The 22989-nt window shown below is 66.8% G+C and carries 18 protein-coding genes; 6 read left to right on the forward strand and 12 right to left on the reverse strand.

All coding sequences use genetic code 11. From position 1 onward, the window contains the following. The first annotated feature begins 104 nt into the window (after positions 1-104). A complete protein-coding gene (locus LPW26_RS17350; protein ID WP_238736734.1) occupies positions 105-611 on the forward strand; it encodes a hypothetical protein in 507 nt (168 codons plus the stop codon). Here the strand turns inward: LPW26_RS17350 and LPW26_RS17355 are convergent. After that, the gene (locus tag LPW26_RS17355) at positions 580-1644 is read right to left on the reverse strand and encodes a carboxylesterase family protein (RefSeq protein ID WP_238736735.1); all 1065 of its coding nucleotides are present in this window, start codon (positions 1642-1644) and stop codon (positions 580-582) included. The genes LPW26_RS17350 and LPW26_RS17355 overlap by 32 nt on opposite strands. A gap of 186 nt (positions 1645-1830) precedes the next feature. Next, entirely contained in the window at positions 1831-3525 is a 1695-nt protein-coding gene (locus LPW26_RS17360; RefSeq protein WP_238736736.1) for a methyl-accepting chemotaxis protein, read from the reverse strand. Positions 3526-3983: 458 nt separating this feature from the next. Between LPW26_RS17360 and LPW26_RS17365 the strand changes: the two genes are divergently transcribed. Then, positions 3984-5108 (forward strand): AI-2E family transporter, encoded by a 1125-nt coding sequence (locus tag LPW26_RS17365; protein ID WP_238736737.1) that lies wholly within the window; start codon positions 3984-3986, stop codon positions 5106-5108. Between the two features lie 11 nt (positions 5109-5119). Here the strand turns inward: LPW26_RS17365 and LPW26_RS17370 are convergent, their stop codons facing one another. Together LPW26_RS17370 and LPW26_RS17375 are read right to left on the reverse strand one after the other, a co-directional pair. After that, complete coding sequence (locus tag LPW26_RS17370; RefSeq protein WP_238736738.1) at positions 5120-7702, reverse strand: NAD-dependent epimerase/dehydratase family protein; 2583 nt, start codon at positions 7700-7702, stop codon at positions 5120-5122. 206 nt (positions 7703-7908) lie between these two features. Beyond that, positions 7909-8790: a LysR family transcriptional regulator gene (locus LPW26_RS17375; RefSeq protein ID WP_238736739.1), complete on the reverse strand. Its 882-nt coding sequence runs from the start codon at positions 8788-8790 to the stop codon at positions 7909-7911. A gap of 105 nt (positions 8791-8895) precedes the next feature. Between LPW26_RS17375 and LPW26_RS17380 the strand changes: the two genes are divergently transcribed. The 3 genes from LPW26_RS17380 to LPW26_RS17390 are packed head-to-tail and all read left to right on the forward strand — an operon-like array spanning position 8896 to position 11580. Continuing rightward, entirely contained in the window at positions 8896-10203 is a 1308-nt protein-coding gene (locus tag LPW26_RS17380; RefSeq protein ID WP_238736740.1) for a dicarboxylate/amino acid:cation symporter, read from the forward strand. A gap of 34 nt (positions 10204-10237) precedes the next feature. Then, entirely contained in the window at positions 10238-11077 is an 840-nt protein-coding gene (locus LPW26_RS17385) for a bifunctional allantoicase/(S)-ureidoglycine aminohydrolase (protein WP_238736741.1), read from the forward strand. After that, positions 11074-11580 (forward strand): ureidoglycolate lyase, encoded by a 507-nt coding sequence (locus LPW26_RS17390; protein ID WP_238736742.1) that lies wholly within the window; start codon positions 11074-11076, stop codon positions 11578-11580. Before LPW26_RS17385 ends, LPW26_RS17390 begins: the two co-directional genes overlap by 4 nt. 40 nt (positions 11581-11620) lie before the next feature. Here LPW26_RS17390 and LPW26_RS17395 read toward each other — a convergent pair whose 3' ends face one another. Both LPW26_RS17395 and LPW26_RS17400 read right to left on the reverse strand, forming a co-directional pair. Then, a complete protein-coding gene (locus LPW26_RS17395) occupies positions 11621-12244 on the reverse strand; it encodes a class I SAM-dependent methyltransferase (protein ID WP_238736743.1) in 624 nt (207 codons plus the stop codon). Positions 12245-12415: 171 nt separating this feature from the next. Further along, positions 12416-12973 (reverse strand): HNH endonuclease, encoded by a 558-nt coding sequence (locus LPW26_RS17400; protein WP_238736744.1) that lies wholly within the window; start codon positions 12971-12973, stop codon positions 12416-12418. A 285-nt stretch (positions 12974-13258) separates the two neighbouring features. On the opposite strand from LPW26_RS17400, the gene cysK reads away from it, so the two are divergent. Beyond that, a complete protein-coding gene (gene cysK, locus LPW26_RS17405; protein WP_238736745.1) occupies positions 13259-14254 on the forward strand; it encodes a cysteine synthase A in 996 nt (331 codons plus the stop codon). Between the two features lie 131 nt (positions 14255-14385). On the opposite strand, the gene glgA is transcribed toward cysK, so the two are convergent. The 6 genes from glgA to LPW26_RS17435 form a co-directional block, all read right to left on the reverse strand. Then, entirely contained in the window at positions 14386-15834 is a 1449-nt protein-coding gene (gene glgA, locus LPW26_RS17410) for a glycogen synthase GlgA (protein ID WP_238736746.1), read from the reverse strand. Beyond that, entirely contained in the window at positions 15831-17093 is a 1263-nt protein-coding gene (gene glgC / locus LPW26_RS17415; protein ID WP_238736747.1) for a glucose-1-phosphate adenylyltransferase, read from the reverse strand. The genes glgA and glgC overlap by 4 nt, the downstream gene beginning before the upstream one ends. 287 nt (positions 17094-17380) lie before the next feature. Then, positions 17381-19696, reverse strand: a complete 2316-nt coding sequence (locus LPW26_RS17420; RefSeq protein ID WP_238736748.1) for an FdhF/YdeP family oxidoreductase — start codon at positions 19694-19696, stop codon at positions 17381-17383. Positions 19697-19813: 117 nt separating this feature from the next. Then, a complete protein-coding gene (locus LPW26_RS17425) occupies positions 19814-20752 on the reverse strand; it encodes a 1-phosphofructokinase family hexose kinase (RefSeq protein WP_238736749.1) in 939 nt (312 codons plus the stop codon). 359 nt (positions 20753-21111) lie between these two features. Continuing rightward, positions 21112-21936 (reverse strand): universal stress protein, encoded by an 825-nt coding sequence (locus tag LPW26_RS17430; protein WP_238736750.1) that lies wholly within the window; start codon positions 21934-21936, stop codon positions 21112-21114. Between the two features lie 118 nt (positions 21937-22054). Then, on the reverse strand, positions 22055-22777 hold the full coding sequence (locus tag LPW26_RS17435; protein WP_238736751.1) for a protein-L-isoaspartate(D-aspartate) O-methyltransferase: 723 nt from the start codon (positions 22775-22777) through the stop codon (positions 22055-22057). Positions 22778-22989: the final 212 nt, after the last annotated feature.

The following is a 22989-nucleotide window of genomic DNA, read 5'->3' on the forward strand; positions in this document are numbered from 1 at the left end:
GTGACGGCTGCGGATGGAGCGGGCGTTGTGGCTATACGCTTGTGATTTGACGCGCCTCACCAGCCAGCTACGCTGTGGCCTGCCTGCTTCGAGGACGCCGGACCATGAGCCATGCAGTTGCACGATCGGTTTCATCTGCTGCTCCACAGCGGGCGCACGCGCTGAGCGCTCACCGCGCCGTTGCGCTGATCGTCGCGGCGGCCGCGATGGGCGTGGCGGTGCTGTCGTCGTGGCCGGATGCGCGCGATCTCGCGGTTCAGCCGACGGATGCCGAACTGATCATGCTGCTGCGCTTCATGGCCGTGGTGAAAGCCGCGCTCGCGCTGGCGGCGCTCGGTGTCTCCGCCTGGCGGCTCGGTCATCCGGCCTCACCGGCGCTGACGCTGGGTTACACGCTCGCACCGGCCCTGATGGTGGCGGCGCCGATCGTGATCTGGCAGATGGCCCATGTGGCGTTGGGCGCCGCGTTGTTTCACGGCGGCTTCGTGGTGGTGCTGCTGGCGCTCTATGCGGATCGCGGCGAGTCGACCGAGCTGGCGAAGGCCGCGACGCTGCGGCTTCGCCGCGCGCAACCCGAATTCACTTCAGCCAGTCCAGCAGCGCCGCGTTGATCTCGCGCGGGTAGGTGTGGCTGAGGTCGTCGATCTCCCGATAGGTGACGTTGGCGCCGGCCGCGACCAGCGCCTGCTGGGCCTGGCGCGCGAGTTCGACCGGAAACATCCAGTCGTGACGGCCGTGCACGATCTGGATCGGAAGGCCGCGCAGCCGATCGGCGTCGGCGACGCTGACGATCATCGGATGGAAGCTTGCGGCGATCGGCGCCAGATGGGTGAACGGCGAGTCGGAGCCGAGGCCGCTGACGTAGCAGAAGGTGCCGCCGTCGCTGAGCCCGGTGAGCAGCAGGCGCTGCGGATCGATCGACCAGCGCGACCGGATGAAGGCGACGATGGCGCCGAGGTTCGGCGTGTCGGCATCCTCGCCCATCAGCGCCCAGGTCGGACCGGTCGCGGTCGGCGCCACCACGATCGCGCCGCGGCTGCGCGCCGCGCGGAGCCAGCTCCACAGAAACAGCCGGCCATGGCCACTGCCGCCGTGCAGCGCCATCACCAGCGGCCAGGCGCGATCCGGCGTGTAGGTCTCGGGAACGTAGAACGAAAAGCCGCCGCGGCTGCCAGGCTCGTTGTCGTGGTGAAACACGCCGCTGTCCGGATGCTTCGGCCGCGCCAGGCGCGCGCGCAGGTCCTCGTCGGCGCGCACGTCTTCGTCGAGAAACAGATCGGACACCGGCGGCAGCGTGACGGCCAGCGGATACAGCGCTTCCATCGCCTGCGGCAGATGCCGCAGCGCGCGGAACACCGTGACCAGATCGCCGTCGCCGGACTCGACCTTGCGCAGCCCGTCGAACGCCGCCGTCACGTGATCGGCCGTGGCCTGCAGCGGCACGCGCAGATACGCGAACGCCTCGGGCCAGGCGGCGAGCCGCGGCAGCTCTGCGCGCAGATCCGCATCGGGGCTGCCGATCAACCGCATCACCTCGCCGAATTCCGGGGGGTGCAGATAGCGCGCGACGAATCCGAGCGCCTCGACCGACTGCAGCAGCGGCGGCAGCAACGCCACGATGTCGTCAACGACGGCATCGCTCATCCGGTTTCCCTCCCTGGTGATTCGACCGCACGACATCTCGGCGCGCATCTGCGGGCGACTCTGGCAGTCCCGCCCGGAAACCGCAAATGCGCTCGTCTCCCGCGAGGTTCATGCGACAGAAAAAGCGCCGCGCGAAAACCGATCGCGCGGCGCAGGCGGGAGACAGCACGGGCGTCCGGACGCGCCTCAGGCGGCGCGCACGGTTTCCAGGAATTTGGCGACTTCGGTTTTGAGCTTGTCGCTGTCCTGCGACAGCGAACGTGCGGCGGACAACACCTGCGACGAGGCCGAACCGGTCTCGGTGGCGCCGCGCTGCACGTCGGTGATGTTGGACGAGACCTGCTGGGTGCCTTCGGCCGCCTGCTGCACGTTGCGGGAGATTTCCTGGGTGGCGGCGCCCTGCTCCTCCACGGCGGAAGCGATCGTCGAGGCGATCTCCGACATTTTGGCGATGGTCTCGCCGATCTCGCGGATCGCCTTCACCGATGTGCCGGTCGCGGCCTGGATGCCGCCGATCTGCGCGCTGATTTCGCCGGTGGCCTTGGCGGTCTGCTCGGCCAGCGCCTTCACTTCGGACGCCACGACGGCGAACCCGCGGCCCGCCTCACCGGCCCGCGCCGCCTCGATGGTGGCGTTGAGAGCCAGCAGATTGGTCTGGCCGGCGATGGTGTTGATCAGTTCGACAACGTCGCCGATGCGCTGCGCCGCAGTGGACAGTTCGCCGACGCTGGCGTTGGTGGTGCGGGCCTGCTCGACCGCTTCGCCGGCGATCCGGGCGGATTCCTGCACCTGACGGCTGATCTCGGTGATCGACGACGACATTTCCTCGGTCGCCGATGCCACCGACTGAACGTTGGTGGAGGCCTCTTCCGACGCTGCTGCAACCGCCGTGGTCAGCTCCTGCGCGTGCCCGGCCGTCGCGGTCAGCGTGCTGGCCGACGCTTCGAGTTCGGTGGACGCAGACGTGACCGTGGCGACGATCTCGCCGATGGCGCTTTCGAACTGTCGGGTCGCCGCATCGACACGTTGACCGCGCGCGATCTTCGCTTCCGCTTCGGCCGCCGCGGCTTCGTCTGCCGCCTTCTTGGCGATCAGCGCTTCCTTGAAGACCTGCAGCGAGTCTGCCATCGCGCCGATTTCGGTCGTCATGCCGCGATACGGCACCTCGGCGCTCAGATCGCCCTGGCCGAGCGTCTGCATCGGCTTGATGATCGCGGCGATGCCCGACGTGACGTCGCGGATCACCATCACGCTCGCGATGACGCTGCCGACGATCGACACGCCGAGGATCGTCAGCACGATGAAGAAGGCCGAGCTGTAAGTCGACCCGGCGACTTCGCTCGCATGGTCGGCGCCCTTGTTGTTGAGCGCGATGTCCTTGTCTAACGCATCGTCCATGCGCACGCCGATCGGATTAAGGGCGTTGAAGAGCACCTCCACACCCTCCAACGAGATCTGCCCGTCGTGACTGCTGCGCGACAGATCCAGCAGCTTCGGGACAACAGCCTTGTACTTCGTCCACTCGCTGAGCCATGTTTCGTAGATCTGCCGCTCCTCTGGCGACGAGATCAGTTTCTCATAGCCGCTCTGGGCCTTCTTGATCCTGCCATCATTGTCGGCCAGCTGCTTTTCAATGTCGGCCATGCGGCCGGCGTTCGTCTCCAGCAGGTGGTTTCGCAGCTTCATCCGATAGTTGAGGACTTCAGCCCGCATATCGCCGAGCACCGTGACGGTCGGCAGCCAGTTGCCGGTGATATCGACCGTGGCGGCGTTGATCGCTTGCATTTTCAGCAGCCCGATCACGCCCAGGCCCGACATCGCGATGAGCAGCGCCGCCACGAGCGTAGTGATCTTTGCGCGGATGGAGAATTTTGCCAGCATAATTGTCTTCCTGCCGTTCCTGGAGTCGGGCGCTTGTGTGTAGTTACAAGATGAGTCCTGTGGGGGTGCCGTGGACTTAGCGACGTCATCGCCGCCGATCCGGAGATCGCCTGGCTTTGGTCCCTGATGTTGCGGGACGGAACTTTTCGCTTGGTTAAAATTCCTGCCCGTATCTTTACGGGCGACCTGAACCGGACTTCGTAGTCCTACGGGCTCGCTGGCCGATGGCAGAATGACGCCGCGCCCAGTGTGGTCGCCGAGCATTTGAGTCCCCGTGTTGTTCCCATTCCCTGTGTAATGACTTACCGTGCGGCAGCGAATGGCGGGTTCATTGAGGCCCGCGCGTCGAGGTGGCTGGCGTGCCGCAGGATGGACGCAGGCTGATTGTCGCGCGTCAGGCGGAGCGATCGACCGCTCTGGTCGTTGTGGTCGGCCACCACAAAGGGGATCAATTGGGAATGCGTGCGTCGGAGAATCCGTTCTTCATCCTGCTGCTGGTCGCCGTCTCGATCGGCTTCGGCTGGATTCTGCTGCCGCTCTACAGCGCGGTGCTGTGGGGCATGGTGATGGCGATCATCTTTGCGCCGCTCAACCGGAGGTTCACCCAGCTGTTCGAGGGGCGCCGCAACCTCGCGGCGCTGGCCACGCTGGCGATCATCGTCATGCTGGTGCTGCTGCCGCTGTCGCTGATCGGCGCCGCGCTGGCGCAGGAAGCCGGCCAGATGTATCGGCGGGTGGAGTCCGGCGATCTCGACGTGCTGCGCTATCTGAAGCAGATCATCGCCGAGCCGCCGGGCTGGATCAGCGGCGTCCTCAATCGTTTCAACATCGGCAGCCTCGCCGACCTGCAGCAGCGGCTGTCGAGCGGGCTGATGCAGGGCAGCCAATACATCGCCAGCCAGGCGATCGGCATCGGTCAGGGCACCCTCGATGTCGTCGTCAATCTCGGCGTCATGCTGTATCTGCTGTTCTTCCTGCTGCGCGACGGCGATCTTCTGGCTGGCCGTATCCGCCGCACCGTTCCGCTACCGGTCGAGCAGGAAAGCCAGCTGCTGCGCAAGTTCGCCGTCGTCATTCGCGCCACCGTCAAGGGCAACATGCTGATCGCCCTGATCCAGGGCGCGCTCGGCGGCACGATCTTCTATCTGCTCGGCATCAAGGGCGCGCTGCTGTGGGGCGTGGTGATGGCGTTCCTGTCGCTGCTGCCGGCGGTCGGCGCCGGCCTGGTCTGGCTGCCGGTCGCGATCTACATGCTGAGCACCGGATCGATCTGGCAGGGCGTGGTGTTGATCGCCTTCGGCACGCTGGTGATCGGCATGGTCGACAACGTGCTGCGTCCGATCCTGGTCGGCAAGGATACAAGGATGCCCGACTATGTGGTGCTGATCTCGACGCTCGGCGGCCTGCAGGTGTTCGGCCTCAACGGTTTCATCATCGGCCCGGTGATCGCCGCGCTGTTCATCGCCACCTGGGACATCTACTCGATTGCCCGCCAGCCGGCCGAAACGCAGGCCCTGACGGCGGGGACGCCGGCAATCGCACCGCCGGGTCCGGACGACAGCCAGGCCCGCGCCGACGCTTAGGGCGCGTCGGCCTAGACGATGGCGCGGTCCCATGCGCCATAATGATGCTCGCTGCGCGTCCCGCGCGGCAGGCTGAGGCCGATCAGGGCAAGGCCTACGACCACATGGACCAGTCCGGCGGCAGGCGCGTCGCCGAGCATGAACGGCGACACCACGACCCACGCCCCGACCACGACGCCCAGGAACCTGACCGAACGCGCCACCTCGGCCAGCGCGGTGACGGCGATCAGGATCGCCAGACAGCCTGCGATATGATCGCTGAAGTACAGCGGCGGCGCGGTGCCGAGCAGCAGCGGCGACGCCGCGAGTGCGACGCCGAGCGCCGCGCTGACGCCGAGCGTCCACGGGAAGGTCACGCCGCCGACCACGAAGTCCTCGAGGATCTCACGGACCGGGCGGTCGAGATCGGGCTGCGGGGTCTGGTGTTCGGCCAGCGACGGCCCGCCCTTCCAGAAGGTGCGCCAGAACGGCTCGCCCGCCTGCCTGGCGCGCCACAGATACTGCGCGCTCGCCAGTACCTCGTCGAGTGAGTACGGGATCAGGATCACCGTCACCACCGCCTGCAGGATGCACAGCGTGCACAACGCGCCGATCAGCGGCGGCTGAATGATGATGAACGTCACGCTGACGATGCCGAGCGGGATGATCAGCAGACCGAACAGGAACACCATCCAGGGCATGGTGCGCCAGCGGCGGCGATCGCCGATCGTGCCGGCCAGAATGTCGAGCGCATAGGCGAACGCTCCCAGCCCGGCATCGGCGATCGGGAAGCCCTTCGACACCCACGAGGTCACCACCGCCTCGCTGCCGTTCATCACCGGCGCGTCGCCGGCGCCGAACAACGGGTCCCACAGGCTGTCGGTATGGCCCATCTGATAGGCCGCCAGATAGCGCGACACGAACAGGCCCACAAAAGCGAGCGTGATGATCGGAATCCGCTGCCCGAACGATGACGGCGAATAGGTCCAGCCGAGCGGGCGATCGTCATCGGCCGCCAGTGCGCGGCGGCTGATGCCGGGCGGCGGCGGGATCATGACCAGCAAGGCGATCACCAGCATGCCGACCAGCGTATCGGTCGCGTAGGCGGCCGCATTGGTGGTCCAGAACATCAGCGGCGCGACCATCACCCACAGTCCGACCGCCGCACCCGCCCAGTGCATCCAGCGCCGCCGCCGCGCCATGCCGGCGAGCGCCAGCACGGCGATCAGCAGGCCGGAGACGATCTCGCTGACGCCGAGCCGCCCGTTGCGGACCTGCGGCTCGGCCAGTTCGTGCCCGAGCGCCGGCGGCACCGTCGGCATCACCGGATCGAACAGGCCGAGCGTCATCGGCGAGGTGATCAGCCACAGGCCGAGCGCCGCGGCGGAAAGCGGCGCCCACAGGGTGCGGAAGCGCTGGCTCTCCAGCTCCGCCTCGACCTCCTGGTCGCTCCTTTCGAGCGGCTGCCGCAGGCGCTCGCTCGCCTGCGCGAGCTCGGGCTCCGACGCGGCGACGACTTCCGGATCGCGCTTGTTGATCGCGTACCAGCGGGTCGGGTCCTGCTTGAGCCGCGCGATCATCTCCGGCAGCGTATCGATCAGCCGATGCGTCGGCTCCCAGCCGAGCAGCGCCCGGGCGCGCGCGATGTCGATCTCGTAGTGATCGTCGGAGTTCTCGACCATCCACGGCTTGACGTCGGTGTCCTGATCGAGAACCTCGGCCTGCATCCAGGCGCCTGCCTTAGTGATCCCTTTGGGCAGACTCAAGGTCGGCCAGTCCTCGTGGTGCAGCAGGCGGCCGATGCGCTTCTGCATCTCCTCGTAAGACGGCGTATGTTGCTCGCCGATCAGCAGCGTGGTTTCGCCGGGCAGCTCGCCGCGGCGGTCGACGGTGCGGACGACGGCATCGACCAGATCGTCCTTGTGCAAATAGGGCTGCCCGGCGCCGAGATCGCCGGTGAACAGATAGGCGGTCGGCAGACGCTCAAAGATACGCGAGATCTGCTGCGCCACGAAGGCGGCGCGGCAGTCTTCGTCATAGACCCCGGCGAATCGCATGATGACGGCGCTGACGTCGCCGCGCTCCTGCGCGATCAGCGCTTCGGTGTCGGCCTTCGATTGCGGATAGGCCCAGGCAGGACGGACCGGGGATGTCTCGTCGATCCGCACCCCTTTGCCCGGGCTCGGCGCGTGTACCAGCAGCGTGCTGGAAAACACCAGTTGCTCGGCGCCGACCGTGCGCAGTTCGCGCAGCAGCCGCCGCGTTCCGTCGACGGTGACGGCCTGATATTTCGGATTGTCCTCGCCGGTCGTGTCGTAATAGGCGGCGAGATGAATCACCGAGGCGATCGGACCGCCGGCGAGTTCGGCCGCCTGCTTCACCGCGCCCGTCACGCTGTCGTCGGACGTCAGATCGACCTCGATGGTTCGCATTCCCTCGAGCGGCGCGCGCGGCTGCATGACGTCGAGCCCGATCACCCGGTAGCGCTTCGCCAAGCCCTTGGCGATCGCCTGACCGAGAAAGCCGCTGCTGCCGGTGATCAGAACCGTGGGGCGGCACTCGGCCTTCGCGGTCGGCTTGGGGCTCGGCTTCAGCTTGGGTTTGGATTGAGGCATCGGTACGGGTCCGGATCGCGGGGCTGGCTATTCGCGCAAGGCGGCGAGCGGGCGTCGTCGGTGCCCATTGGCAAGGTCAAGCTCAGCTGTCGGCAACCGTTCCGATTGCGCGCGCCGCGGGACCGCCGCGCGACGTCGCATGTGACATCCTGACCGCCCCCCAGCGCTGTGACTGCGATGCAGCCGAACGGGCGGACAGTCGGCACTCACCCGGCGGTGTGGCCGAGCGTCTGGACGAGGGTGATGAACTGATCGACCAGCGAATGCTGCGCGGCTGTTCGCAGCGCATAGACGTCGGCCTGGATCGGCGAACCGGTGAGCGGCCGATACACCACATCCTGATGAGCCAGCTTGCTGACGAATGCCGGAATGATCGCAACGCCGAGCCCGGCGGCCACCAGGCTGATCAGCGATGCAGATTCGATCGCCTGATGGGTGATCCGCGGCGCAAAGCCCGCTTCGAAACAGCACTGCCACAGATACTTGGCGAACAGCGAGTCATCGAGCCGCAGAAACACGAAGCTGTCGTGGCTGAGATCCGTCAGTGCGATCCGTTTGGCGGCCAGCGCATGGCCCTTCGGCAGAACCACCCGCACCGGCTCGGTCCACGCCAGGACACTGACGATTGCGGCGTCCTGCGGCGGACGGCGCAGGAAGCTCACGTCGGTCTGTCCGGATTTCAACGCAGCGATTTGCCGGTCCGGCGACATCTCGTGGATCCGCAGATCGACGTCCGGATAGTTCAGCGCGAACTGCTGGATCGCGCGCCCGAGCGGTCCGGTCAGCACCGAGCCGGTGAGCCCGACATTCAGGATGCCGGCGGTGCCGGAGCCGATCGCGCGGGCGCGCTGCACGGCCGTCTCGGCTCGCTCCAGGATCGCCAGGGCCTGCTTGAGAAAATCCTCCCCGGCCCGCGTCAGCGCGACCCGGCGCGTGGTGCGTTCGAACAGCGCCGTGCCGATCTCGGCTTCGAGATCCCTAATCTGCTGGCTGAGCGGCGGCTGCGCCACGCCGAGGCTGTCGGCGGCCGCCGTAAAGCTCAGATGCCGCGCCACGGCGACGAAATAGCGGAGATGGCGGATTTCCATGCGCGCAAATCATACTTGAAACATCTCAATCAAGACATACGAAATATTTGACGTCTAGAAAGACAGCAGTGATTGTTCTGCAGGCTCCAGAGCGGGACAATTCCGATGAAGCAGTTTTTCACGTCGCTGTTCGGTCAGGTAGTTGCTGCCCTCGTGCTGGGCGTCCTCGTCGGCGCGGTGTGGCCGGAGATCGGCGTGGCGCTGAAGCCGCTCGGCGACCTGTTCATCAAGCTGATCAAGTTCGCCATCGCGCCGCTGGTGTTCGGCGTCGTGGTGCAAGGCATCGTCGGCGCCGGCGATCTGAAGAAGGTCGGGCGCGTCGGGCTGAAGTCGCTGATCTACTTCGAGGCGGTGACGACGCTGGCGCTCGCGCTCGGCGTCCTGCTGGCGTACGTGTTCCAGCCCGGTGCCGGCATGAACGTCAATCCGGCGACGCTCGATGGTGCGGCGCTCTCCGGCTACACCAGCCACGTCAAGGAAGTCACCGGCTTCACCGATTTCCTGATGCGTCTGGTGCCGACCACCTTCGTCGATGCCTTCGCCAAGGGCGACGTACTCCAGGTCCTGATCATCGCACTCCTGTTCGGCTCCGGCCTGTCGCTGCTCGGCGAGCGCGGCAAGCCGCTGGCCGACAGCATCGAGCGCATCACCGAGGTGCTGTTCAAGATCATCGGCATCATCGTCAGGCTGGCGCCGCTCGGCGTGCTCGGCGCGGTGGCGTTCACGGTCGGCAAATACGGCATCGGCTCGCTCAAGCAACTCGGCCTGCTGGTGGCGCTGTTCTACGCCGGCGTCGCGCTGTTCGTGTTCGTGATCCTCGGCGGCATCATGCGGCTGGCGGGGTTCAGCCTGATCAAGTTGCTGGCCTATCTGCGTGAGGAACTGATGGTGGTGGCCGGCACCGCGTCGTCGGACAGCGTGCTGCCGCAGGTGATGCGCAAGATGGAGCGGCTCGGCATCAAGGACTCCACCGTCGGTCTGGTGATCCCGACCGGCTACTCGTTCAACCTCGACGCCTTCTCGCTGTATCTGACGCTGGCCACCGTGTTCATCGCCCAGGCCACCAATACGCCGCTGTCGTTCGGCCATCTGCTGCTGATCCTCGGCATCGCGCTGCTGACCTCCAAGGGCGCGCACGGCGTGCCCGGCTCGGCGATCGTGGTGCTGGCCGCGACGCTGTCGGCGGTGCCGGACATTCCGCTGATCGGCCTCGTGCTGGTGCTGTCGATCGACTGGTTCGTCGGCATCGCCCGCGCGCTCGGCAATCTGGTCGGCAATTGCGTGGCGACCGTGGTGATCGCCGCCTGGGAGGGCGATATCGACCGCGCCCAGGCGAAGCGCGTCCTGAACGGCGAGGTTACGACCGACACCGCGGCGATCCTCGACGCGCCGGTCGCCGAAGCCTCAGCCTGACGCGCTTCAAACAACAACCAACGGGAGGGGCGCGATGAACGCACCGATCTACAATCCGGCGTGCGGCGGGCTGCCGTCGCAAACGACGCTCCACACCGGCCGCGCGGTGTTCACAGAAGCCTACGCGGTGATCCCGCATGGGGTGATGAGCGATATCGTCACCAGCCTGCTGCCGGGCTGGAGCAAGACCCGCGTCTGGATTCTGGCGCGGCCGCTGTCCGGCTTCGCCGAGACCTTCGCCCAATATCTGGTGGAGGTCGCCCCCGGCGGCGGCACCGACAGCCCTGAGCCTGACCCGCAAGCCGAAGGCGTGCTGTTCGTCGTCGGCGGCACGCCGACGCTGCATCTCGAGGGCCAGGATTTTGCGCTCCGCCCCGGCAGCTACGCGTATCTGCCGCCCGGCGCCGGCTGGAAGCTGCGCAACCGCGGCGGCGAGCCGGCGCGCTTCCACTGGGTTCGCAAAGCCTACGAATTCGCGCGCGGCTTCGATGTGCCGGCCGCTTTCGTGACGCACGACTCCGAGGTCGAGCCGTCCAGCATGAGCGGCACGAATGGCGCCTGGGCCACGACGCGGTTCGTCTCGCCGGATGACCCGCGCCACGACATGCACGTCAACATCGTCACGCTGCAGCCCGGCGCCTCGATCCCGTTCGAGGAGACGCATGTGATGGAGCACGGCCTGTTCGTGCTGGAGGGCAAGGCGGTGTATCGGCTCAACCGCGACTGGGTCGAGGTCGAGGCCGGCGACTTCATGTGGCTGCGCGCGTTCTGCCCGCAGGCCTGCTACGCCGGCGGCCCCGGCCGCTTCCGCTATCTGCTGTACAAGGACGTCAACCGGCATCCGGCGCTCGGCCGCCGCGGGCTCGCGCGATGACCGAGCGCACGCTGATCGCGCAGCCGCTGACCGCCGCGGCGTTCGCGCCGTTCGGCAAAGTGATCGACTCCAATCAGGTCGCGCCTCGCCCGATGAACGCCGGCATGGCACGGCGCTTCCACGATCTCGCTGCCATCGACGTCACCGGAGACGGCGCCCGCGTCGTTGTCGGCCTTGTCGAGGCGCAGCCTTACGCGCTGCCGCTGCGGCTCGCACTGGTCGAGCGCCACCCGCTCGGCGCGCAGGCCTTCGTGCCGCTGAACGCCGCGCCGTTTCTGGTGGTGGTTTGCGCGGACCACGACGGCAAGCCCGGCACCCCGCAGGCCTTCGTCACCGCCCCGCATCAGGGCGTCTGCTACTCGCCCAACATCTGGCACGGCGTCCTGACGCCGTTCGGCGCCGCGCAGGATTTCGTGGTGATCGATCGCGGCGGGCCGGGCCTCAATCTGGAAGAGCATGTGTTCGACACGCCGTGGACGGTGCATCTCGCAGCAAGCAGCTGACAGCTTCATCGGTCCGCACGACGCGTTGGGCGACCCAAGTCTACGGCCGTTCGAAGGTGATGCTGTAGCCGAACACATTGCCGATGGACCGCGTCTCCCGAAATCCCGCAGCCGAGACCTGCTGCCGGACGCGCCGGCGCGAGACGTAGTGCGGATCGAAGATCGTTTCGGCAACGAGAAGACGGCCACCCGGCTTCAGCATGTTGAAAACCGACGGGAAGATCCCGGCCCCGTTCGGAATCTCGCCCAGAGCCATCACCAGCACCGCCGCATCGAACGCGCCCGGCGGGATGGCGGCGTTGCGAATGTCCGACTGCAGCCGACGGATGTTCGTCAGACCTTCAGCCTCGGCCCTGGCGGCGAGTCTCGCCAGCATGCCGTCCTGAACATCCAGCGCCGTGACCTGTCCATGGGGCCCAACGGCCCGCGCCAGCGGAATCGTCACCCGCCCGGGCCCGCAGCCGATGTCGATCGCGGCGTCGCCCTGCCGCAATCCCAGCTGCTCGACGATCCGCTCGGACCGCGTGCTACGCGCCAGCGGGTTCTCCATCTCCACCAGCCAGGCGATCTCCGACGGGCACGGCAGCCCCGTCCGCCTGGACGCGATGCGCCACCCGCCCCAGAGCGCCGCCAGGAGCAAGAGAAGAACAACAAAACCCGTCATCACGCCGACTCACCGGTGAAAGTCGAACGCAGCAGTGGAGGCTGTCGGAAGCGGTGTAAAGCCGCACGCGCTGGCCCGCGCTCGCGGCTCGCGACGAACCGCAGTGGCATTCACAACGGCTGACGGCCGGCGCACCGAGCGGTTCGGACGGAGCTGAGACTCACGCCGCGTCTACGGATCCAGCTCGGTGTCCCAGTACAAGTAATCGAGCCAGCTCTCGTGCAGATAGTTCGGCGGGAATAACCGGCCGTTGCGGTGAAGCTGATGCACCGTCGGGGCGAACGCGGTCTGGCGCGGGAACATCTTGGCCTGGACCGGCGTCATGTTGCCCTTGCGCAGATTGCAGGGCGAGCACGCCGCCACGACATTCTCCCACGTGGTCTGGCCACCCTTGGAGCGCGGGATGATGTGGTCGAAGGTCAGGTCCTCGGGTGCGCCGCAATATTGGCAAGAGAACTTGTCGCGCAGGAAGACGTTGAACCGCGTGAAGGCCGGATGGGTCGACGGCTTGACGAAGGACTTCAGCGAGACGACGCTCGGCAGCTGAATATCCAGATTGGGGCTGTGTACCGCGCGGTCGTAATGCTCGACGATGTTGACGCGATCGAGGAACACCGCCTTGATCGCGTCCTGCCACGACCAAAGCGATAGAGGATAGTAGCTGAGCGGCCGGAAATCCGCGTTCAACACCAGCACCGGCCAACCGCCTTGCGAGACATGCGCGTTCAAGAAACGCTCCTGACTCCCGTCCGATCGACGCTGCGAAGCAGCATGCATCAGGGATACTACAGCCAGCGTGACGCCGTTGTGAAGGGCACGGGACAAATTGGCAGCCATTCCACCGCGGGAATTCCGTCCAAATTTGTCGACCGCCGGAGAATGGTCGTTCCGGAACACAGCCGGATGGAGGCAGATGTTCCATATTTACCGCCCGCGTTGACGTCCGCGTGATCCATCTATCAGATGAATAGCAAATCCAACTTCATTCGACCCTGATCCAGCCAGGAGACGTTCATGTCCACCGCCGCAACCGCTTCTCTGAAACCCGCCGCCGCGCCGGCGCACCAGCCGGGCCGAGGCCGGGTCTACGATTCAATCGCCGACGCCTATGGCGATACGCCGCTGGTCCGGCTGAACCGACTGCCAGGGCTGAACGGCGTCAAGGCGACGATTTTGGCTAAACTGGAATATTTCAACCCGGCCTCGAGCGTGAAGGACCGCATCGGCGCCGCGATGATCGCCGCGATGGAACGCGACGGCATCATCAAGCCCGACACCATCCTGATCGAGCCGACCTCGGGCAACACCGGAATCGCGCTGGCCTTCGTGGCCGCCGCCAAGGGCTACCGGCTGAAGCTGGTGATGCCGGAATCGATGTCGATCGAGCGCCGCAAGATGCTGGCCTTCCTGGGCGCCGAGCTGGTGCTGACCGAAGCCGCCAAGGGCATGAAGGGCGCCATCGCCAAGGCCGAGGAGCTGATCGCCTCGACGCCGAACGCGGTGATGCCGCAGCAGTTCAAGAACCTCGCCAACCCGGAAGTGCATCGCCGCACCACCGCTGAGGAGATCTGGAACGACACCAATGGCGAGATCGATATCTTCGTCGCCGGCGTCGGCACCGGCGGCACCATCACCGGCGTCGGCCAGGTGCTGAAGCCGCGCAAGCCTTCGATCAAGATCGTGGCGGTCGAGCCGGAAGAAAGCCCCGTGCTGTCGGGCGGTGCGCCTGGCCCGCACAAGATCCAGGGCATCGGCGCCGGCTTCGTGCCGGACATTCTCGATCGCTCGGTAATCGACGAGGTGGTGAAGATCGCCGGCCCGACCGCGATCGAAACCTCACGGGCGCTGGCGCGGCACGAAGGCATCCCGGGCGGCATCTCGTCCGGCGCCGCCATTGCGGCCGCCATCGAACTCGGCAAGCGCCCGGAAAACGCCGGTAAGACCATCGTGGCGATCGTGCCGTCGTTCTCGGAACGCTATCTGTCGACCGCGCTGTTCGAAGGCGTGTGAGGGAAAGCACCTCCCCTCTGTAGCCCGGATGAAGCGCAGCGCAATCCGGGTTGCAGCCGTCAATCAATGAGCGAGATCCGCGGTCAGCGCCCCGGATTTCGCTGCGCTTCATCTGGGCTACGGGTGATCCCTCACGCGTCCACCAGCTCCCGATACAGCTTCGCGTAATGCTGCGCCGGGTTCTTCCACGACACATCCGTGGTCATGCCGTTGATCTGCAGATTGCGCCACGTGGTGTGATCAGCGTAAAGCCCGCGGGTTTTGGTCAGGGCGGCAGCCAGCATCTCGGCGGTGACCGGGGAGAACTGCACGCCGGTCGCGACGCCGGTGGCGATCGCCATCTGGTTGGCGTCGACGACCGTATCGGCGAGGCCGCCGACCCGCGCCACCACCGGCACAGCGCCGTAGCGCAGCGCACACAGCTGCGTCAGGCCGCAGGGCTCGAACCGCGACGGCACCAGCAACACGTCGGAGCCGGCCTGGATCTGATGCGCGAGCGCTTCATCATAGCCGATCACCGCGCCGACCTGGCCCGGATGCGCCAGCGCGGCGGCGCGGAAGCCGTCCTCGAGCGGCGCGTCGCCAGAGCCGAGCAGCGCGAGCTGGGTGCCCTCGGCCAGCAGGCCCGGCAGCACCTCGAGCAGCATGTCGAGGCCCTTCTGCCACGACAGCCGGCTGACGACGCCGAGCAGCAGCGAATCCGCATTCGGCTTCAACCCGAACCGGGTCTGCAGCGCCTGCTTGTTGCGGGCGCGGGCGCCGATCGTTTCCATGTCGTAGGTCGCGGCAATCAGCTCGTCGGCGGCCGGGTCCCACACTTTGGTGTCGATGCCGTTGAGGATGCCGCTGAGGCTATCCGCACGCAGCCGCAGCAGGCCTTCGAGGCCCATGCCGGCCTCGGGACCCTGGATCTCCTGCGCGTAGCTCGGCGACACCGTAGTAATGCGGTCGGCAAGCTGCAGCCCGGCCTTGAGGAAGCCGATTCCGCCCCAATACTCCACGCCGTCGAGGCTGAAGGCGCGCTGTGGCAGCCCGAGCCGCTCCAAAAGCTCGCGCTCGAACCGGCCCTGATAGGCGAGGTTGTGAATGGTGAAGACGGTCTTGGGCCCCGGCCGATCCGAATAGCGCAGATAGGCCGGCAGCAGCCCGGCCTGCCAGTCATGCGCATGCAGCACATCCGGCACAAAGCCCGGCAGCAGCCCCTGCCCGATCTGCGCCCCGACCTGCGCCAGCGCGGCGAACCGGAAGGCATTGTCGGGCCAGTCCTTGGCGTCCGGCCCGACATACGGATTGCCCGGACGGACGTAGAGATGCGGCGCGTCGAGCACCAGCAGGTCGAGATCCTCACAGCGTGCCGCGAGCAGCCGCGCGCTGCCGCCGAAAAGATCGGCGAAGCTGTGAACCGGTTGCGGATCTTCAATGCCGCCGAGCACGGCCGGATAGCCGGGCACCAGCGTCCGCATCGCGATGCCGTGCGGCTGCAGCGCCGCCGGCAGCGCACCGGTGACGTCGGCGAGGCCGCCGGTCTTGATCAGCGGGAAGATTTCCGACGCGACCGACAGCGCCGTGAGAGATGTCATTGGTCGAGCTTCTCGATCATAGCGCGGGTGATCAGGCAGATGCCGTTGTCGGTGCGCCTGAACCGCTTGGCATCGAGCTCAGGATCCTCGCCGACCACCAGCCCGTCCGGAATTCGCACTTCGGCGTCGACCACCACGTTCTTGAGCCGGCACGACCGGGCAATGTCCGCATAGGGCAGAATCACAGCGCCTTCGACATGCGAGTAGGAATGCACCCGCACGCCGGTGAACAGCAGCGTGTGCCGCAGCGACGCGCCCGACACGATGCAGCCGCCCGACACCAGCGACGACACCGCCTCGCCGCGGCGACCGTCCTTGTCGTGGACGAACTTCGCCGGCGGCGTGATTTCGCCATAGGTCCAGATCGGCCACTCGCGATCGTACAGATCGAGCTGCGGCACGATGTCGGTGAGGTCGATATTGGCGGACCAGTACGCATCGACGGTGCCGACGTCGCGCCAGTAGCTGGTGGCCTCCGAGCTCGACCGCCGGCAGGACTTGTCGAAATGATGCGCGACGGCTTTGCCGTTCTTGACGATGTAGGGGATGATGTCCTTGCCGAAATCGTGCGACGAATTCGGATCGGCGGCGTCGCGGCGCAATTCGTCGAGCAGGAATTTGGTGTCGAATACGTAGATGCCCATGCTGGCGAGCGCCTTGTCGGCCTTGCCCGGCATCGCCGGCGGATCGGCGGGCTTTTCCAGGAACGACTTGATGACGTCCTTGGCGTCGACATCCATGACGCCGAAGGCGCGCGCCTCGCTGCGGTCGACCTCGAGGCAGCCGACCGTCACGTCGGCGCCCTGCTCGACGTGCTGCTGCAGCATCTTCTCGTAGTCCATCTTGTAGACGTGATCGCCGGCCAGCAGCACGATGAACTTCGGATCGTAGCTCTCGATGATGTCGATGTTCTGATAGACGGCGTCGGCCGTGCCTCGGTACCACATGTCGTCCGAGACGCGCTGGCTCGCCGGCAGGATGTCGAAGCTCTCGTTGCGTTCCGGGCGGAAGAAGTTCCAGCCGCGCTGCAGATGCCGGATCAGGCTGTGCGCCTTGTACTGCGTCGCCACCGCGATGCGGCGGATGCCGGAGTTGAGCGCGTTCGACAACGCGAAATCGATGATGCGGGACTTGCCGCCGAAATACACCGCCGGCTTGGCGCGCCAGTCGGTCAATTCCATCAGCCGACTGCCGCGCCCTCCTGCCAGCACATAGGCCATGGCGTGGCGGGCGAACGGAGCAGTGACACCTTGACTCATGAAGCCTCTCATTATGCCGCCCGCGGCGGACGGTCCGGTTTAGGCGTTACGCTGTACCCGGCTGCCGGCGCAGGCGCGCCCAAGCGGCAGTTTGGCGGACAGCGTCAGGCGTGGCAATGCCGCGACGTAAGGGATGGCGCGGCGAAACGACATTTCGGCTGCGCCCGTTGGAGGAGTTCGGCTGGGGACGGCATGGCATGATTCGACGTGCATCGGTTTGCGCCGAATCATCCCAGACGATCGTTGGACGCAAGTGAACTTCCGATGACGCGACACCCCATCGCAGATCAGGCCCGGATCCGCACCGGCACGGACTTGTTCGCCGGGGTTTTCGACTGCTGGTCGTGATGCGTCAGCGCGATCAGCGGATTCATCTCCGGATAATAACCGCCGAGGCAGCCGTCCGGCAGCCGAAACGGCGTCACCTTGAGCGGCCCGACCTCGCGAGCCAGGCCGTCGGCCGCGTCGGCTTCGAGCCAGACCATCTGACCGTCGGCGAGGCCCGCACGGGCGATGTCGTCGGGATTGATCAGCAGCACGTCGCGCCGGCCTTCGATGCCGCGCAGCCGGTCGCTCATGCCGTAGATCGTGGTGTTGAACTGATCGTTGGAGCGCATCGTCAGCAGCCGGAAGCGGCCGGGCGCGTCTTCGAAGCCGGTCGAATTGACCATCTTGGGGGTGTTGAACTCGGCCTTGCCGCTCTCGGTGTTCCAGATCCGCTCGCGCGCGTCGTTGCCCTTGTAGAAACCGCCGGGCGTGAACATCCGCGCGTTGAAGTCGTGGAACATCTCCGGATAGCTCTGCTCGATCAGCTCGCGCACCAGGCCGTAATCGCCGACCCAGTCGTCCCACTTCACCTTCGGGTTGGGCGGCAGCGTCGCCTTGGCGATGCCGGCGATGATCGCCAGCTCCGAGCGCAGATGCTCGCTCGCCGGCTGGCGCAGCCCGATCGAGCCCTGGATGCAGCTGAAGGTGTCTTCCATCGTCACGGCCTGCGGGCCGCTCGCCTGAATGTCCTGCTCGGTGCGGCCGAGGCACGGCAGCAGATAGGCGGCCTGGCCGTTGACCAGATGGCTGCGGTTGAGCTTGGTGGCGATCTGGACGGTGAGCTGCGTCCGCGTCCACGCCTTCTCCAGCACCGCCTGATCGGGAATCGCGCGGATGAAATTGCCGCCGAGCCCGATGAACGCCTTGACCTTGCCTTCGAGCAGGCCGTGGCAGGCCTCGACGGTGTTCATGCCCTTTTGGCGCGGCGGCTCGAAGCCGAACTGCTCGGCCATCTTGTCCAGCGGCACCAGCTCCGGCTTCTCCGAGATGCCGACGGTGCGCTGGCCCTGCACGTTGGAGTGACCGCGCACCGGCGAGATGCCGGCGCCCTCGCGGCCGATATTGCCGCGAAGCAGCAGCAGATTGAGCAGCATCGAGATGTTGTCGAAGCCGTGAACGTGCTGCGTCAGCCCCATTCCGTAAACGCCGATCACCCGTTCGGCCTGGATGTAGACCTGCGCGGCGTCTTCGATCGCCGCCCGGGTCAGGCCCGACTCGCTCTCGATCTGCTCCCAGGAGGTGGCGCGAACCTTGGCCTCGAAGGCGTCGAGGCCGTGGGTGTGGGCGGCGATGAAATCGACATCGAGCACGCGCTTGCCGCCGCTCGCTTTGGCAGCGTCGTCGGCCGCGAACACGTGCTTGCACATGCCGAGCAGCGCCGCGATGTCGCCGCCGACCTTGAGCTGGTGATACTGGCTGCTGATCGCCGTCTCCTTGCCGGTCAGCATCTGGGTCGGGCTCTGCGGATTGACGAAGCTCTCCAGCGCCCGCTCGCGCACCGGATTGAAGGTGACGATCTTGGCGCCGCGCTGCACCGCCTCCTGCAGCGGATGCAGGAATCGCGGGCTGTTGGTGCCGGGGTTTTGGCCGAAGAAGAACATCGCGTCGCATTTGGCCAGATCGTCGAACACCGTGGTGCCGACGCCGACGCCGATCAGCTTCTTCAGCGCCACCGAGGTCGTCTCGTGGCACATGTTGGAGCTGTCGGGCAGATTGTTGTGGCCGTAGAGCCGCGCGAACAGCGCGTAGAGATAGGACGTCTCGAGGCTGGCGCGGCCGGAGGCGTAGAAGATCGCCGACTTCGGATCGATCGCCTGCAGGTGCTCGCCGATTGCCTGAAACGCCTCGTCCCAGCCGCACGGCACGTAGTGATCGCTCGCCGCGTCGTAGCGCATCGGCTCGGTCAGCCGGCCCTGCATTTCGAGATCGTAATCGGCCCAGCTGCGCAGCTCGGTGACGGTGTGCTCGGCGAAGAACTCCGGCGTGCAGCGTGCGGTGGTGAGCTCCCACAGCGTCGCCTTGGCGCCATTCTCGCAGAACTCCACGGTGTGATGATCGGCCGGCTTGGCCCAGGAGCACGACACGCACATGAAGCCCTTCGGCTTGTTCTGCCGCATCAGGGTCTCGATCGCGGCCGGCGTGCTCCACTCCTTGCCGAAGATCTGCGCGATGCCCTGCAGCGAGCCCCAGCCGCCGGCCGGACCGTCATATGCGACGGTCTGTTCGCTGGTGTCGGGGAGGTCGGCTTCGCGAATCCTTGTGTCGTCCTGGGCCATGCTGCGCTCCTGGGGGCGCAGTCAGCGCCGTCCCTCCCACAACAGGCCGTTCCGGCAACGGTTCCGACATCAACGAGCCACGCTCCCGATTGTGAGAGGCCGCGCCGGATCGCAGGATCAGAGCCGCTCGATCACCACCTCCCGGCACAGCCGCTCGACATCCGCCGGGCGGCACAATTGCGTGCCGTGCATGGTGAGCGAGGCCGAGCCGGACGCCAGCGCGCGGCGGAAACCGTCTTCGACCGAAAGGCCCTGCGCCAGGCTGTAGGCGATCGCGCCGAGGAAGCTGTCGCCGGCGCCGACGGTCGAGACCTGGTTCACCGGCAGCGCCGGCGAGCGCAGCGCTTCGTCGCAGGTCACCAGCAGGGCGCCGAGATGGCCGAGCGACAGCGCCACGATCTCGACCTTGCCGGCGTCGATCTGCTGCCGCGCGGCGGCGACGTAGTCCCGATCGCCGTCGAGCGTCCGGCCCGCCAGCTCCTGCATCTCGCGCAGATTCGGCTTGATCAGCGTGACGCCGTGATCGAGCGCCGCGACCAGCGACGCGCCCGAGGTGTCGAGGAAGAACCTGGCGCCGATCCGCTTGGCCACCGCGGCGGCCTGCGCGTAGAAATCGAGCGGAACGCCGGGCGGCAGGCTGCCGCTGCCGACGACGATCTTGGGCGCCGGCTCGGTGCCGCCGAGGATCTCGAGCAGCCCGCGCCATTCGGTTTCGGCGAGCGGCAGGCCGGGCAGCACGAAGCGGAATTGCTGGCCGGTCGCGGCCTCGGTGACGGAGAAATCCTCGCGGGTCTCGGCTTCGGATTCGACCACGCGGCTCGGGATCTGCTCGCGGTCAAGCAGCGAGCGCAGCAGCCTGCCGGTGAAGCCGCCGGCCGGGTAGATCGCCTCGACGTCGCCGCCGAACCGCTTCACCACCCGCGCCACATTGATGCCGCCGCCGCCCGGATCGCGCTGCTGCGCGGCGCAGCGCAGCTTGCGGCTCGGCACCAAGCGCTCGACCGAGGTCGACAGGTCGATCGCAGGATTGGGCGTGAGGGTCACGATATCGACCATCGCGGGCAGTCTCCAAATCTGAGGTGCTTGAGGGGACGTTTGGGCAGGATAACCGGGACGGGCGACGCAGGCGGCGGCCGTCCCGGGGGCCGCTCCGATCGAGTCTGACGCGCAGCTCCCGTTCTGCCGTTGACACGCGTCAACCGGCTAGACGCCGCGATGTCGCAGCGGCGGTGACGTCTGTTTCTCGACTGAGTCGTCACCCTGATGCGCGAGCGCAGCGAGCCTCGAAGGGGGCGGGCGACAAGTCCGTACGGCTCATCCTTCGAGGCCGCCGCTGCGCGGCGGCACCTCAGGATGACGGCGTCCGGGTTGAGGGTGACGCGGACAGTGGGCGAGATTGCCGCCAATAACCCGCTTCAGTGCGACATCAGCACCGGGACCGTCATCGACGCCAGCATCTCGCGGGTCACGCCGCCGAGCACGAATTCGCGCAGACGCGAATGGCCGTAGCCGCCCATCACCAGCAGATCCGCGGCGGAGTCGGCGACGTGCGACAGGATGGTGCCGGCGACGCCGATATCCGGCGCGGTGATGACCTTGATATCGAGCTTGATCTCGTGGCGCGCCAAATGATTGGCCATCTCGATGCCGCGCAGCTCGCTTTCGTCGCGGACCTTGTGGTCGCGCACGATCAGCAGCTCGACGGCGGCGGCGCGGCGCAGGAACGGCCGCGCGTCGTTGATGGCGCGGGTCGCGGCGCGGCTGCCGTCCCAGCAGCACACCACGCGGTCGAGCTTCACCGCGGCCTTCTGGATGTACGGCACGATCAGCACCGGCCGGCCGGAATCGAACAGCACCTGCTCGATCAGCACGTCGTTGTCGCCGGTTTCCGGTTCGGACTGCATGATCACCGACAGATCGAAGCGCCGCGCCATCTTGGGGAAGCGGCCGGAGGTGCCGTAGGGCGTCTCCAGCAGATGATGTTCGGCCGCGACGCCCTCGCGCTTGCAGGCCGCTTCGAACCGCTCTACCGCGATACGCGCCGCCGCTTCGTTGGCGGCCAGCATCTTGGTCATCACCTCGGACGGGAAGTCCGGCATCGTGAAGCTCGGCATCGAATCGTAGGCGAAGCAGACGCCGGAGACATGGGCATCGAAGGTCCGGGCAATCGTCAGCGCCACATCGACGACGCGGTCCCGCGTCGCGTTCGATTCGAGATTGACGATGAGATCCTTGATCATGGTGCGTCCCTCTTGCAGGTGATTGATTGGCGCGGCCGACGCGTGCGGAGCGCCGGGCGATTGTATAGCACTGCGTGCAACGCTGGCGCCCGGCCGCGATGACGTGCCGCTGCAGCGCTCATCTGCGCTCCGCGGTGGGCTCGTCCGGCGTCGCGCCCCAGCCTTCAGCTCCGATCAGCGGCACGAAGCGGACGTCGGTGAGGTGTTCGTGGGCGTAGTGCCCATCGGGCGCGCGGGTGATGCGAAGCAATTTTTGGCTGAGCTGATCGGTGCCGACCGGCATCACCAGCCGGCCGCCGATCGTGAGCTGCGCCTTCAGCGAGTCCGGCACCCGCGGCCCGCCGGCCGCGACCACGATGGCGTCGAACGGGGCGTGCGCCGGACAGCCGCGGCTGCCGTCGCCCTGCCCCACCTCGACATTGACGATCCCGAGCGCCGCAAGCGTTGCCCGTGCACGATCAGCGAGAGCGGCGATGCGTTCGATCGTCACGACCTCGCCGGCGATCTGCGCCAGCACCGCGGCCGCATAGCCCGAGCCGGTGCCGATCTCGAGCACGCGCTCGCCGCCTTCGAGCTGCAGCGCTTCGATCATCACGGCGACGATGAAGGGCTGCGAGATCGTCTGATCGCAGCCGATCGGCAAGGGCGAATCGTCATAGGCGAGCTCGCGGGTGAGTTCGGGCACAAAGGCCTCGCGCGGCACCTTGGCCATCGCGGCAAGGACCTGCGGGTCGTGAACATCGCGAGCGCGAATCTGCGTCTCGACCATCCGGGCACGCTGCGATGCGAAGCTGTCGGCCGGCGCGCAAGCCGACGAACGCCGGGACTCTGGCGATGCCATGCACCCTCCCGGATCGTCGGCCCAAGCCCCTGCTCCCACCTGAGTTGAAGCTATCTTAGGGCCGGATCCCGCCAGCCGTTTGATCCGCATCAATGACAGGCCGCCAGCCACGTCCGGGTGACGCGAGCCCGCCGCATTCGGGTGCGAGCGTTTCGGCCAACACGCCGTCCCGCAGGGCTCACTCGCGCGGGCGGAACTCTTCCTTCCGATCG

This window comes from Rhodopseudomonas infernalis (assembly GCF_022271405.1).
GTDB classification, from domain to species: Bacteria; Pseudomonadota; Alphaproteobacteria; order Rhizobiales; family Xanthobacteraceae; genus Rhodopseudomonas; species Rhodopseudomonas infernalis.

Coding starts and splice junctions, on each gene's coding strand:
- LPW26_RS17350 (WP_238736734.1), top strand. CDS start 105: ATGAGCCATGCAGTTGCACGATCGGTTTCATCTGCTGCTCCACAGCGG.
- LPW26_RS17355 (WP_238736735.1), bottom strand. CDS start 1,644: ATGAGCGATGCCGTCGTTGACGACATCGTGGCGTTGCTGCCGCCGCTG.
- LPW26_RS17360 (WP_238736736.1), bottom strand. CDS start 3,525: ATGCTGGCAAAATTCTCCATCCGCGCAAAGATCACTACGCTCGTGGCG.
- LPW26_RS17365 (WP_238736737.1), top strand. CDS start 3,984: ATGCGTGCGTCGGAGAATCCGTTCTTCATCCTGCTGCTGGTCGCCGTC.
- LPW26_RS17370 (WP_238736738.1), bottom strand. CDS start 7,702: ATGCCTCAATCCAAACCCAAGCTGAAGCCGAGCCCCAAGCCGACCGCG.
- LPW26_RS17375 (WP_238736739.1), bottom strand. CDS start 8,790: ATGGAAATCCGCCATCTCCGCTATTTCGTCGCCGTGGCGCGGCATCTG.
- LPW26_RS17380 (WP_238736740.1), top strand. CDS start 8,896: ATGAAGCAGTTTTTCACGTCGCTGTTCGGTCAGGTAGTTGCTGCCCTC.
- LPW26_RS17385 (WP_238736741.1), top strand. CDS start 10,238: ATGAACGCACCGATCTACAATCCGGCGTGCGGCGGGCTGCCGTCGCAA.
- LPW26_RS17390 (WP_238736742.1), top strand. CDS start 11,074: ATGACCGAGCGCACGCTGATCGCGCAGCCGCTGACCGCCGCGGCGTTC.
- LPW26_RS17395 (WP_238736743.1), bottom strand. CDS start 12,244: ATGACGGGTTTTGTTGTTCTTCTCTTGCTCCTGGCGGCGCTCTGGGGC.
- cysK (WP_238736745.1), top strand. CDS start 13,259: ATGTCCACCGCCGCAACCGCTTCTCTGAAACCCGCCGCCGCGCCGGCG.
- glgA (WP_238736746.1), bottom strand. CDS start 15,834: ATGACATCTCTCACGGCGCTGTCGGTCGCGTCGGAAATCTTCCCGCTG.
- glgC (WP_238736747.1), bottom strand. CDS start 17,093: ATGAGTCAAGGTGTCACTGCTCCGTTCGCCCGCCACGCCATGGCCTAT.
- LPW26_RS17420 (WP_238736748.1), bottom strand. CDS start 19,696: ATGGCCCAGGACGACACAAGGATTCGCGAAGCCGACCTCCCCGACACC.
- LPW26_RS17425 (WP_238736749.1), bottom strand. CDS start 20,752: ATGGTCGATATCGTGACCCTCACGCCCAATCCTGCGATCGACCTGTCG.
- LPW26_RS17430 (WP_238736750.1), bottom strand. CDS start 21,936: ATGATCAAGGATCTCATCGTCAATCTCGAATCGAACGCGACGCGGGAC.
- LPW26_RS17435 (WP_238736751.1), bottom strand. CDS start 22,777: ATGGCATCGCCAGAGTCCCGGCGTTCGTCGGCTTGCGCGCCGGCCGAC.